Genomic DNA, 12411 nt, shown 5'->3' with positions numbered 1-12411 from the left:
GGGCGGCCGGGACGGGCGGCGGCTCTCCCCGGCGCGGCCGCGGGCTCAGCCCCGGACCAGCGTGACGTCCTGCGCCTTCAGGGCGTGGAAGCTCGGCAGCGGGATGATGCCGATCGGGCGCAGTTCCAGCAGGGTGGCGTCGACGTGGGCCGGGCCGGGCTCCAGGACGCGGGAGGGCGTGCCGGTGTTGGTCCAGCGGTGCAGGAGGCCGTCGCACACCGCGCGGGTGCCTCCGACGCCGTGCTCGGTGGAGTCGTCGCCCTGGCTGATGGAGGAGCTGACGTACACCGGGCCGGTGCCGGGCGTGCAGCGGTAGGTGCCGGACAGGGTGACGGTGCCGTCCGTGGCGACGCGGCCGGTGGAGTCGACGGTCACCGTCTCGGTGGGGGCGGCGGACGCGGTCGCGGTGGGGGCGGCCAGCAGCAGGGCGGCGCCGGCGGCCACGGCGAGGGCGGCGGGGCGTAGGGACATGGGGAACCTCCCGGTCGGGGGCGGAATGAGAGGTTCCACTCGTACCGGGCGGGCGGCCCGAAGGGAGTGACCCTCACCCCTTCGGTGGCGAGTCCGCGTCCGCCGTCCGCATCGGCCGTCGTGGAACCGTCGCCGCGTTGTCCGGGTGTTGTCACGCTTGGCCGCAGCCCCTGGCACCGGCCGCCGGCGGGGCGCACTGTCGGTCGTACGGGCGGTCCCACCGACGGGACGGCCCTCAGGACGTGGAGGTACGCCATGTGTTCCCACCGGCCTTCCTGCCCCGCAGCCGACTCTCCCGCCGCGCACGTCGTCGCCGCCCACCCCGAGCAGGGGTGGAACCTGCTGTGCGACGGCGGCATCGTCTTCGACGACACCGGCGAGCTGCTGCCCGACGGCCGTGCCGTCGCCCCGCACCGGGTGTCCGCGGAGGGTCTGACGACGGCCGCCTGACCGTCCCGGGCGCCGCCCTCAGGGCTTCCCGGCGACGAACTCCCGCAGCAGCGAGGTGAGAAGTTCCGGCTGGTCCTCGGCGACGAGGGTGCGCGTGTCCTCGACCTCCACCAGCCGTCCCTGCGGCAGGAGTTCGGCGAGGCGGCGGCCGTGGTCGCGGGGCATCATCAGGTCCTCCAGCGCCCAGACGACGAGCGCCGGCTTGTCGAAGTTCCGCAACCCCTGGGCGGCTTCGAGCAGTTCGCCGCGCCGGACGTGGGTGTTGTAGTGCCGGAAGTCGCGGCGGACCGCCGGGTCGGTGCGCAGGGGGCGCAGCCAGCGGTCGACGACCGCGTCCGGCACGGGGCGCTTGGTGAGCGCCCCGATCCCGACGGGCAGGCGGCGCAGGACCTTCAGACCCAGCGTGCGGACGAGGAGCGGCACGCCGCCGGGCACGCGGCAGGCGAGACCGATCAGCTTGCCGGGCAGTCCCGGCGGATAGTTGTCGAAGGCCTCGCACGAGATCAGCACCAGCCGGGCGAGGCGCTCGGGGTGCCGGGCCGCCACCGTCTGGGCCCGGCCGCAGTCGCTCTCGACGAGGGTGACGCCGGTCAGGTCGAGGCGGTCGAGGAACTCGGCGATCAGCTCGTTGACGAGGTCCGGGGTGGGCGGCCGGGTCATGGCGCGGCGGTGGGAGCCGTAGGGCAGGGTCGGGGCGATGACCCGGTGGTCGGCGCGCAGGCCGGCGACGACCTCGCGCCAGACGGACGCGTCATGGACGAGGCCGTGCAGAAGGACGACGACCGGCCCCTCGCCGCCCGTGTCCTCGTACTCGAGGGTTCCCGCGCTCAGTTCGATGTCCGGCATACCCGAACTCTATGGCCTGGCATGGGACTTACGGCAGTACGGCGAATCCGTCCAGCTCCACCAGCGCCCGCTCGTCCCACAGGCGTACGGCCCCCACGACCGCCATCGCCGGGTAGTCGCGGCCGGCCAGGCGGCGCCAGGTGCGGCCGAGGTGGGCGGCGTGGCGGCGGTAGTCGGCGACGTCGGTGGCGTAGACGGTGACGCGGGCGAGGTCGGCGGGGGTGCCGCCGGCGGCGCGCAGGGCGGTGAGGAGGTTGGTGAGGGCCGTCTCGAACTGTTCGGGAAGGGTGTCGCCGGTGATCTTCCCGTCGGTGTCCAGCGCGGTCTGGCCGGCCAGGAAGACGACGCGGGTGCCGGTGGCGACGACGGCGTGGGAGAAGCCGGTGGGCGGGGAGAGCTCGGGCGGGTTCACACGTTCGGCGGTCATGCGCGGGCCTCTCCGGTCGTGTCCGTCGTGCGGTACAGCTCCTTGGCGATGATGTCGCGCTGCACCTCGCTGGCGCCCTCGTAGATACGGGGGGCGCGGACCTCGCGGTAGAGGTGTTCGAGCAGGTGGCCGCGTTGCAGGGCGCGGGCGCCGTGCAGCTGGACGGCCCGGTCGACGACGTACTGGGCGGTCTCGGTGGCGAGCAGCTTGGCCATCGCGGCACGCCCGGGCACGTCCTGCGCGTTCTCGTCGTACGCCGTCGCCGCCGCGTACACCATGAGGCGGGCCGCCTCGGTGCGCAGGGCCATCTCGGCGACCTGGTGGGAGACGGTCTGGAGGTCGCGGAGTGTGCCGCCGAAGGCCTCGCGGGCGCGGGTGTGGGCGAGCGTGGCGTCCAGGGCCGCGCGGGCCATGCCGACGGCGAAGGCGCCGACGCTGGGGCGGAACAGATTGAGGGTGCCCATGGCGACGCGGAAGCCGCGGTCGGGTTCGCCGAGCACGTCGTCCGCCGTGACGGGCACGGCGTCGAAGGCGAGGGCGCCGATGGGGTGCGGCGAGAGCATGTCGAGGGGCGTGCCGGTGAGGCCGGGACGGTCGGCCGGCACGAGGAAGGCGGTGACGCCGCGGGCACCGGCGCCGGGGGTGGTGCGGGCGAAGACGGTGTAGAGGTCGGCCTCGGGGGCGTTGGAGATCCAGCACTTGTCCCCGGTGAGCCGCCATCCGGAGCGGCCGTCGGGCTCCGCGCCCAGTGACAGGGCCGCCGCGTCCGAGCCCGCCGCGGGCTCGCTGAGCGCGAAGGCGGCCACGGCGGTGCCGTCGCTCACCCGGGGAAGCCAGCGGGCGCGCTGGGCCTCGGTGCCGTGGGCGTGCACCGGGTGGGCGCCGAGGCCCTGGAGGGCGAGCGCGGTCTCGGCCTCCGTGCAGGCGTAGGCCAGGGACTCGCGCATCAGGCACAGGTCGAGCGCACCGGACGTGAACAGACGGGCCAGCAGCCCGGCGGCGCCGAGCTCGGCGACGAGGGGGCGGTTGACGTGGCCCGGGTCGCCCTGGTCGGCCAGGGGGCGCAGCCGCTGCGCGGCCAGCGTGCGCAGCCGCTCGCACCAGGCGAGTTGTTCCGGTTCGAGCGAGAATGCGGTCATCGCCGGTCCCTTCCCCTGCTGGCCTGCTCCCGCCGTGCCACACCCGAGGTTATCGCGCACCGTTGACTGCCGTCACCAACACGATACGCTCGATGCGCGAGCCCACCACGACAAAGGGGGCGAACCGCCATGGCAGATCCGCACGCCGCAGATCCGCACGCCGCGGAGCCGCACCGCTCGGCTCACGTCGACACCTTCGCGCGTGACCATCTGCCGCCCCCCGACCAGTGGCCCGAGCTGCGCTTCGATCTGCCGGAGCTGCACTATCCGGCCCGCCTGAACTGCGCCGCCGAGCTGCTCACCGGCCCGTCCGACGACCGCCCGGTGTTCCGCACCGCGTCCGGGGACCGCTGGACGTACGGGCAGCTGCGGGCCCGCGTGGACCGGCTCGCGCACCTGCTCACCGGCGAGCTGGGCGTCGTGCCCGGCAACCGGGTGCTGCTGCGCGGCCCCACCACCCCGTGGCTGGCCGCCTGCTGGCTGGCGGTGCTGAAGGCGGGCGCGGTGGCGGTCACCGTGCTGGCGCAGCAGCGCCCGCACGAGCTGCGCGCGATCTGCGAGATCGCCCGGGTGCGGCACGCCCTGTGCGACGTCCGCGCCGTCGACGACCTCGCGAAGGCGGAGATCCCGGGGCTGCGGATCACGGCGTACGGCGGGGACGCGCCCGACGACCTGCTGGCCCGCACGGAGACCGGCACCGTGCCGGGCGCCCCGTTCCCGGCGGTGGCGACCGCCGCCGACGACGTGGCACTGATCGCGTTCACCTCGGGCACCACCGGACGCCCCAAGGGTTGCACGCACTTCCACCGGGACGTGCTCGCGATCGCCGACACCTTCTCCCGGCACGTCCTGCGGCCGCGCGCGGACGACCTGTTCGCCGGCAGTCCGCCGCTCGGTTTCACCTTCGGGCTCGGCGGGCTGGTGATCTTCCCGATGCGGGCGGGCGCGAGCGCGCTGCTGCTCGAACAGGCGGGCCCGAAGCAGCTGTTGCCCGCGATCGCCGAGCACCGGGTGTCGGTGCTGTTCACCGCGCCGACGGCCTACCGGGCGATGCTGGACGACCTGGACGCCTACGACGTGACGTGTCTGCGGCGCTGCGTGTCGGCGGGCGAGAACCTGCCGGCGGCCACCTGGCACGCCTGGCACGAACGCACCGGCCTGCGCGTCATCAACGGCATCGGCGCCACCGAACTGCTGCACATCTTCGTCTCGGCGGCCGACGACGCCGCCCGGCCCGGCACCACGGGCGTCCCGGTGCCGGGGTGGGACGCGCGCGTGCAGGACGTGAACGGCGTGCCCGTGCCGGACGGGGAGCCCGGGCTGCTGGCGGTGCGCGGCCCGGTCGGCTGCCGGTACCTCGCCGACCCGCGGCAGCGGGAGTACGTGCGCGACGGCTGGAACATCACCGGGGACACCTATGTCCGCGATGCCGACGGGTACTTCCGCTATGTGGCACGCGCCGACGACATGATCATCTCCGCCGGGTACAACATCGCCGGGCCCGAGGTGGAGGACGCGCTGCTGCGGCACCCGGACGTGGTGGAGGCGGCCGTGGTGGGCCGGCCGGACGCGGCGCGCGGACAGGTCGTGGTGGCCCACGCGGTGCTGAGGGACGGCGCCGAACGGGACGCGGAGGCCCTGCGCGCGTATCTCAAGTCCGAGCTGGCGCCGTACAAGTGCCCGCGTGAGATCCACTTCCGGGACGCGCTGCCGCGCACGGCGACCGGCAAGCTCCAGCGCTACCGGCTCCTGACCTCCCCCGACGCCCGGGGCGGCCGGGGCTGATGCCGACGACCTAAGATGATCAACGTGTCCGACCAGCACCCGCAGCCCACCCCGAGGTCCCTGATCGTCACGCTCTACGGGGCGTACGGCCGTTTCGCGCCGGGTCCGGTGCCCGTGGCCGAACTGATCCGGCTGCTGGCCGCGGTGGGGGTGGACGCACCCTCCGTCCGCTCGTCGGTGTCGCGGCTGAAGCGGCGCGGACTGCTGCTGCCCGCCCGGACCTCGCGAGGAGCGGCCGGCTACGAACTCTCCGAGGACGCGCGCCAGTTGCTGGAGGACGGCGACCGGCGCATCTACGCCGCCGCGCCCTACGCCGACGAGGGCTGGGTGCTCGCCGTGTTCTCGGTGCCCGAGTCGGAACGGCAGAAGCGGCACGTGCTGCGCTCCCGCCTGGCCGCGCTGGGCTTCGGCACCGCCGCCCCGGGCGTGTGGATCGCCCCGGCCCGGCTGTACGAGGAGTCCCGGCACACGCTGGGCCGCCTGGGCCTGGACACCTACGTGGACTTCTTCCGCGGCGAGCACCTGGGCTTCTCCCCGACCGCCGAGGCGGTGGCGCGCTGGTGGGACCTGGCCGCGGTCGCGAAGGCGCACGAGGCGTTCCTCGACCGCCACGCGCGCGTGCTGCACGACTGGGAGCGCCGCCCGGACACCCCGCCCGAGGAGGCGTACCGGGACTATCTGCTGGCCCTGGACTCCTGGCGCCACCTCCCCTACGCCGATCCGGGCCTGCCGGCCCGGCTGCTGCCCGCCGACTGGCCCGGCACCCGCTCGGCTGCCGTGTTCCGGGCGCTGCACGAGCGGCTCCGCGACGCCGGAGCGGACTTCGCGGCCCTGGAGCCGAGCTGAGCCGCGCGTCACATGTGCCGGCCATAAGGGAACCCTCAGCCCGCTCCGAACCTCTTCTCAGGTTCGGCACCTAGCGTCCTGACGCATGAGTCTCACGCGTAGCTTGAACCGGGCCCTGACCGCCACCACCGGCCTCCAGGTGCGGAGGGCGCCCCGGCCCACGGCCTCGAAGCCCGCTCCCTCGCCCGCGCGGCGCCCGGCGGCGGCACCGTACCGATGTCCGTCGGGCGAGGAGCTGACGACCGAACGGCTGCTGCGGCGGCCGGTCTTCATCATCTCGTCCATCCGCTCCGGCTCGACCCTGCTGCGCATGATGCTGGGCGCGCATCCCCGCCTGCACGCCCCCCACGAACTGCACCTCGGCCGGATGGAGGTCACCTGCACCAACTGGTTCTCCCAGCGCGCGATGGGCGCCCTCGGCCTGGAGCGCGGCGACCTGGAACACCTGCTGTGGGACCGCGTCCTGCACCGCGAACTGGCCAGAGCGGGCAAGGACTTCGTCGTCGAGAAGACCCCCGCCAACGTCTACATGCACCGGCGCCTCAAGGACTGCTGGCCCGACGCCCGGTTCGTGTTCCTGCTGCGCCACCCCGAGTCGATCGCCCGCTCCTGGCACGAGAGCGACCCCGTCAAGCGGCCGTACGACAAGGCCGTCAAAGACGTGCTGCCCTACCTCACGGCCGTCGAGGAGGCCCGCACGGCCGACGCCGACGCCTTCACCGTGCGCTACGAGGACATCACCACGGCCCCCGAACGGGAGATGCGCCGCCTGTGCGCGTTCCTCGGCCTCGACTACGACCCGGCCATGCTGCACTACGGCGAGAAGAGCGACGCCGAACTGGTCAGGGGCCTCGGCGACTGGCGCGACAACATCCGCACCGGCACGGTCCAGCCCGGCCGCCCGCTGCCCGAGACGGACCGCATCCCCGCACCGCTGCGCGCGATGTGCGCGGCCTGGGACTACACGTCCTGAACCACGCCCTGGACCGGATCAGTCGCGCAGCGCCAGCCGGGGCTTCGGGGCGTCGGTGCGCCCGGTCTGCGGACGCCGGCTGCCCGCCCGGTACGGCGCCGGCCAGACCGCGCCCGGACCCGTGTAGCCCTGCTCGGCCGCCGCGTGCAGCGTCCAGTGCGGGTCGTACAGATGAGGGCGGGCGAGGGCACACAGGTCGGTGCGCCCGGCCAGGATCAGCGAGTTGACGTCGTCCCAGGAGGAGATCGCGCCGACGGCGATCACCGGCACGCCCGCCTCGTGCCGGATGCGGTCCGCGAAGGGCGTCTGGTACGACCGCCCGAACTCCGGGCGTTCACCGGCCACGACCTGCCCCGTGGACACGTCGACGGCGTCGGCACCGTGCGCGGCGAAGGCACGGGCGATCTCCACGGCCTCCTCGGCGCTCGTGCCGCCCTCGGCCCAGTCGGTCGCGGAGATCCGCACCGTCATGGGCCGCTCCCCCGGCCACACCCCGCGTACGGCGTCGAAGACCTCCAGCGGGAAGCGGAGCCGTTTCTCCAGGGTGCCGCCGTAGGCGTCGGTGCGCCGGTTGGTGAGCGGGGAGAGGAAACCGGAGAGCAGATAGCCGTGGGCGCAGTGCAGTTCGAGCAGGTCGAACCCGGCGCGCGCGGCCCGTGCGGCGGCGGACGTGAACTGCTCGCGTATGTCCGTCAGTTGCGCCCGGGACAGCTCGCGCGGGACCTGGCCGTCCGGCCGGTACGGCAGCGGGGAGGCAGCCACCAGCGGCCAGTTGCCCTCCGGCAGCGGCTCGTCCATGCCCTCCCACATCAGCCGGGTCGAGCCCTTGCGTCCGCTGTGCCCGAGCTGCACGCCGATCGCGGTGCCCGGCGCCTGGGCGTGGACGAAGTCGGTGATCCGCCGCCACGCCTCGGCCTGCCGTCCGGTGTACAGGCCGGCGCAGCCCGGGGTGATGCGGCCCTCCGGGCTGACGCACACCATCTCGGTCATCACGAGTCCGGCGCCGCCCAGCGCCCTGGCACCCAGGTGGACCAGGTGGAAGTCGCCGGGGACGCCGTCGGTGGCGGAGTACATGTCCATCGGGGAGACGACGACGCGGTTGCGCAGGGTCAGGCCGCGCAGCCGGAACGGGGTGAACATCGGGGGTGTGCCGGGCGGGCAGCCGAACTCGCGCTCGACGGACTCGGTGAAGCCGGGGTCGCGCAGCCGCAGGTTGTCGTGGGTGACGCGGCGGCTGCGGGTGAGCAGGCTGAAGGCGAACCGGCGGGGCGGCTCGTCCACGTACCGGGCGAGGTCCTCGAACCACTCCAGGCTGGCGCGGGCCGCCCGCTGGGTGGAGGCGACGACGGGCCGCCGTTCCTCCTCGTAGGCGGCCAGGGCCTCCTTCAGCGAGGGCTGCTCGTCGAGGCAGGCGGCGAGCGCGAGGGCGTCCTCGACGGCCAGCTTGGTGCCGGACCCGATGGAGAAGTGGGCGGTGTGGGCGGCGTCGCCGAGGAGGACGACGTTGCCGTGCGACCAGCGTTCGTTGACGACCGTGCGGAAGGTGGTCCACGCGGACTTGTTGGACCGGAGCGGCCGGCCGCCGAGGGCGTCGGCGAAGATCTTGGCGCAGCGGGCGGTGGACCCCGCCTCGTCCAGGGTGTCGAAGCCGGCCGCGCGCCAGACCTCCTCGCGCATCTCGACGATGACGGTGGAGGCGTCGGCCGCGTACGGGTAGCCGTGCAGCTGCATCACGCCGTGCTCGGTCTCGGCGATCTCGAAGCGGAACGCGTCGAAGGCGAAGTCCGCGGCCAGCCAGATGTAGCGGCAGCGGTGGGCGGTGAGGTGCGGGCGGAACACCTCGGCGTAGGTGTCCCGGGTGGTGCTGTGGACTCCGTCGGCGGCGACGACGAGGTCGTGGGTCCGGGCGAGGAGGTCCGGGTGCGGGGCCTCGGTACGGAAGCGGAGGTCCACGCCGAGGTCGCGGCAGCGGGCGTGCAGGATCTCCAGGAGGCGGCGGCGGCCCAGGGCGGCGAAGCGGTGTCCTCCGGAGGTCTGGCGGGTGGTTCGGTGGACGATGTCGATGTCGTCCCAGCGGATGAAGTCCTGTTTCAGGGCCTCGTAGACCTGGGGGTCGGCGTGTTCGATGCCGCCGAGGGTTTCGTCGGAGAGGACTACGCCGAAGCCGAAGGTGTCGTCGGGGGTGTTGCGTTCCCAGAGGGTGACCTCGCGGTCGGGGGCGAGGCGTTTGAGGAGGGCGGCGGTGTAGAGGCCGCCGGGGCCTCCGCCGATGATCGCCGCGTGTAGGGGGCGGCTTGTGTTCGTGGGCGGGTGCGGGTTCGTTGTGGCTGGTCGCGCAGTTCCCCGCGCCCCTGAGGGCGTTGCCGTGCCCTGCGTTGAGAGCATGACCTCTACCTCCCTCGCCACTTCGGGGGGCGTTTCTCTGTGAAAGCCGCGTGGAATTCCGCGTAGTCCTCGCCTGTCATCAGGAGGGCCTGGGTGGAGGCGTCCAGTTCCACCGCTGCCGCCAGTGGCATGTCCAGCTCGGCCGTCAGCAGGGCCTTCGTCTGGGCGTGGGCCAGGGCCGGGCCGTCGGCCAGGCGGCGGGCGAGGGTCCGGGCGGCCTCGTCGGCGTGGCCCTCGTCGGTGAGTTCGCTGATCAGGCCGATCCGCTCGGCCTCGGGGGCCCGGACCGCCTCGCCGAGCATCAGCAGGCGGGTGGCGTGGCCGAGGCCGACGACCCGGGGCAGCAGATAGGCGGCGCCCATGTCGCCGCCGGACAGGCCGACGCGGGTGAAGAGGAAGGCGAAGCGGGTGCTGGGGTCGGCGACGCGGAAGTCGGCCGCCAGGGCGAGGACGGCGCCCGCGCCCGCCGCGACGCCGTGCAGCGCGGCGACCACCGGGAACGGCGCCTCGCGGACGGCCCGCACCACCTGGCCGGTCATCCGGTTGAAGTCCAGGAGCCGGGCGGTGTCCATGGACAGGGTTGCGCCGATGATCTCGTCGACGTCGCCGCCGGAGCAGAAGCCGCGCCCCTCGCCGGCCAGCACCAGCGCCCGCACGGCCCGCTCCCGGGACAGCTCGGCGAGCAGGTCGCGCAGGTCGGCGTAGGCCTCGAAGGTCAGCGCGTTCAGCTTCTCGGGGCGGGCGAGGGTGACGGTGGCGACACCGTCGGTGAGATCGACGCGCAGATGCCGCCAGTCGGAGGTGCGGGCGGCGGAGCCGGTGAAGGGACTCATGACGGGCGGCCTCCTGGGGCGGGCACGGCATCACTGAGCGCTGCCCCTCGACGCTATCACCCTTCTGTGACTGTCGTCACGAGTGCGCGATAGGCCGTGCGGGGGCCGGGTTGTGGACGATCGGCTTCCGTCACAGCCGTCACCGGACGTCGATAACGCGGTAACAGTGGGAGCACCGGGGCGAGGCGGAACGTTCACCTGGGTAGGCCGCCCGGTACCGGGGTCGAAGGTCCCGCGTGGTGCCCGTCGAAGGGCTCTGCCGGTCGGCGCCGTACCATTCATAAGGTTGCAAGCAGGACAGGACCGCCTGCTCCAGAACGGACTAGCCGTGCACGATCGCCCCTCTGCCCCCGCCCTCTGGCGCATCGCGCTGCCGCACAGCACCGCGGCCGTGCCGGTGGCGCGTGCCCTGGTGCGTTCGGCGCTGGCCGAGCTGGAGCACACGGCCGACTGCGACACGGCGGAGCTGCTGACGGCCGAGCTGGTCGCCAACGCCGTCGAGCACACCTCCGGCGGCTCCCCGATCGAGCTGGTGGTGGAGCTGCTGCCGACCGGCTGCCAGGTCGAGGTGCACGACCCCGACCCGCGGCCGCCGGGCGACCTCACGCGGCCGGACACGGAGCCGCCCGACCCCTGGCAGGAACACGGGCGCGGTCTGCTGCTGATCCGCGCCCTGAGCTCGTCCTGCGGTCACCGCCCCACCGACTCCGGCAAGGCGGTCTGGTTCAGACTCCCTGGGGTACCCGCGCAGCGGCGTCCTCCGCGCTGACCTCCTCGCGGGCGAGCCGGGAGTGCCGGCGCCCGTAGGCCGAGTAGACCAGCAGGCCCACCGCCAGGAACACGGCGAATTGGATCCAGGTCGTCAGGCCCGTCTCGTAGATCAGGTAGAGGCAGAAGCCGACGCCGAGCAGCGGGGTCACCGGGTAGAGCGGGACGCGGAAGGTGCGGGCGAGGCCCGGCTCGCGGCGGCGCAGGGCGATCACCGCGATGTTGACGGCGGCCATGGTGGCCAGGGTGCCGATGGTGCAGAGGTTGACCACCGCGTCCAGCGGGGCGAAGGCGGCCGGGAGCGCGAAGACGACGCCGACGATCAGGGTGCCGGCGACCGGCGTGGCCGTGCGCGGGGAGACCTTCTCGAAGACGGGCGGGACGAGTCCGTCGCGGGACATGGACAGCAGGATGCGGGTCTGGCCGTACATCACGGCGAGCACGACCGAGGCGATGGCGACGACCGCGCCGAAAGCGACGACGCCGCCGCCGATCGTGGAGCCGGTGACCTCGTTGACGACGTAGGACAGCGCGGCGGGCCGGTCACCGACCGTGCCGCCGCCGACGGCGCCGATCGCGGCGACGGCGACCGCGCAGTACAGCAGGGTGACCAGGCCGATGCAGACGAGGATCGCGATCGGGATGTCGCGGCGCGGGTTCTTGGCCTCCTCGCCGGCGGTGGTGATGGCGTCGAAGCCGATGTACGAGAAGAAGGCGGCCGTGGTGCCGGCGCCGATGCCGCCGAGGCCCGCCGGTGAGAACGGGGTGAGGTTGCCGTCCTTGAAGGCGGCGAAGCCGATGGCGCAGAACGCGACGAGGACGGCCAGCTTGAGGACGGCCATCGCCGCGGTGGCCCGGGCGCTCTCGCGCACGCCGCGCACCAGCAGCACGCAGGCCAGGGCGATGACGATCACCGCGGGCAGGTTGACCAGGCCGCCGTCGCCGGGGCCCGCGGAGAGCGCGTGCGGCAGCTGGACGCCGAGGACGCTGTCCAGCAGCTCGTTGACGTACTGGCTCCAGCCGACCGCGACCGCGGACACCGACACGCCGTACTCCAGCAGGAGGCACCAGCCGACCAGGAACGCGGTGCGCTCGCCGAGTCCGGCGTAGGCGAAGGAGTACGAGGAGCCGGAGACGGGAATCGCGCCGCCCAGCTCGGCGAACGCGAACGCGGTGAACACGCAGGTGATCGCGGCGAGCACGAAGGAGACGACGACGGCCGGGCCGGCCTCGGCGACCGAGTCGGACAGGCCGACGAAGATGCCGGTGCCGACGATGGCGCCGACGCCGAAGCAGACGAGCTGGAACAGCCCCATGGTGCGCTTCAGGCCGTGGCCTTCGCGGTCGGCGCCGGATTCGGCGACGAGGACGTGGGGGGACTTGACGCGGGAAGCGGGCATGGCGGGTGGTGCTCGTTTCTGGTGGTGCGGCGCGACGGTGGTCGCGGTCGGCGGCGCGGAAGGGGTGGCTCCGGGCCGCCGGACAGCT

12 protein-coding genes are annotated in these 12411 nt (G+C 73.7%); 5 read left to right on the top strand and 7 right to left on the bottom strand.

All coding sequences use genetic code 11. From position 1 onward, the window contains the following. Positions 1 to 45: 45 nt before the first annotated feature. Entirely contained in the window at positions 46 to 471 is a 426-nt protein-coding gene (locus GTW67_RS14140; RefSeq protein ID WP_161165163.1) for a DUF6299 family protein, read from the bottom strand. 255 nt (positions 472 to 726) lie between these two features. Between GTW67_RS14140 and GTW67_RS14135 the strand changes: the two genes are divergently transcribed. Beyond that, positions 727 to 921 carry a DUF5999 family protein gene (locus tag GTW67_RS14135; RefSeq protein WP_161165162.1) on the top strand — a complete coding sequence of 65 codons (195 nt, stop codon included), beginning with the start codon at positions 727 to 729 and terminating at the stop codon, positions 919 to 921. A gap of 18 nt (positions 922 to 939) precedes the next feature. Here GTW67_RS14135 and GTW67_RS14130 read toward each other — a convergent pair whose 3' ends face one another. Genes GTW67_RS14130 through GTW67_RS14120 form a run of 3 tightly spaced genes read right to left on the bottom strand, consistent with a single transcriptional unit; the run spans position 940 to position 3333 of the window. Beyond that, positions 940 to 1767 (bottom strand): alpha/beta fold hydrolase, encoded by an 828-nt coding sequence (locus GTW67_RS14130; RefSeq protein ID WP_161165161.1) that lies wholly within the window; start codon positions 1765 to 1767, stop codon positions 940 to 942. Between the two features lie 28 nt (positions 1768 to 1795). After that, the gene (locus tag GTW67_RS14125) at positions 1796 to 2194 is read right to left on the bottom strand and encodes a RidA family protein (RefSeq protein ID WP_161165160.1); all 399 of its coding nucleotides are present in this window, start codon (positions 2192 to 2194) and stop codon (positions 1796 to 1798) included. Then, positions 2191 to 3333 (bottom strand): acyl-CoA dehydrogenase family protein, encoded by a 1143-nt coding sequence (locus GTW67_RS14120; protein ID WP_161165159.1) that lies wholly within the window; start codon positions 3331 to 3333, stop codon positions 2191 to 2193. The genes GTW67_RS14125 and GTW67_RS14120 overlap by 4 nt, the downstream gene beginning before the upstream one ends. 129 nt (positions 3334 to 3462) lie before the next feature. Between GTW67_RS14120 and GTW67_RS14115 the strand changes: the two genes are divergently transcribed. The 3 genes from GTW67_RS14115 (at position 3463) to GTW67_RS14105 (ending at position 6937) form a co-directional block, all read left to right on the top strand. Next, positions 3463 to 5118 carry an AMP-binding protein gene (locus tag GTW67_RS14115; RefSeq protein WP_161165158.1) on the top strand — a complete coding sequence of 552 codons (1656 nt, stop codon included), beginning with the start codon at positions 3463 to 3465 and terminating at the stop codon, positions 5116 to 5118. 15 nt (positions 5119 to 5133) lie between these two features. Then, on the top strand, positions 5134 to 5964 hold the full coding sequence (locus tag GTW67_RS14110) for a PaaX family transcriptional regulator (RefSeq protein WP_161165157.1): 831 nt from the start codon (positions 5134 to 5136) through the stop codon (positions 5962 to 5964). Between the two features lie 85 nt (positions 5965 to 6049). Then, positions 6050 to 6937 carry a sulfotransferase family protein gene (locus tag GTW67_RS14105; protein WP_161165156.1) on the top strand — a complete coding sequence of 296 codons (888 nt, stop codon included), beginning with the start codon at positions 6050 to 6052 and terminating at the stop codon, positions 6935 to 6937. Between the two features lie 18 nt (positions 6938 to 6955). On the opposite strand, the gene GTW67_RS14100 is transcribed toward GTW67_RS14105, so the two are convergent. Beyond that, entirely contained in the window at positions 6956 to 9322 is a 2367-nt protein-coding gene (locus GTW67_RS14100; protein WP_161165155.1) for a bifunctional salicylyl-CoA 5-hydroxylase/oxidoreductase, read from the bottom strand. Positions 9323 to 9327: 5 nt separating this feature from the next. After that, entirely contained in the window at positions 9328 to 10155 is an 828-nt protein-coding gene (locus GTW67_RS14095) for an enoyl-CoA hydratase family protein (protein ID WP_161165154.1), read from the bottom strand. Positions 10156 to 10483: 328 nt separating this feature from the next. Between GTW67_RS14095 and GTW67_RS14090 the strand changes: the two genes are divergently transcribed. Then, positions 10484 to 10924: an ATP-binding protein gene (locus tag GTW67_RS14090; protein ID WP_346010653.1), complete on the top strand. Its 441-nt coding sequence runs from the start codon at positions 10484 to 10486 to the stop codon at positions 10922 to 10924. Here GTW67_RS14090 and GTW67_RS14085 read toward each other — a convergent pair. Then, a complete protein-coding gene (locus tag GTW67_RS14085) occupies positions 10881 to 12323 on the bottom strand; it encodes an amino acid permease (RefSeq protein WP_161165152.1) in 1443 nt (480 codons plus the stop codon). The genes GTW67_RS14090 and GTW67_RS14085 overlap by 44 nt on opposite strands. Positions 12324 to 12411 lie beyond the last annotated feature (88 nt).

The organism is Streptomyces sp. SID5910 (genome assembly GCF_009862125.1).
Lineage (GTDB): Bacteria > Actinomycetota > Actinomycetes > Streptomycetales > Streptomycetaceae > Streptomyces.
This window is presented reverse-complemented; position numbering and strand designations above follow the sequence as displayed.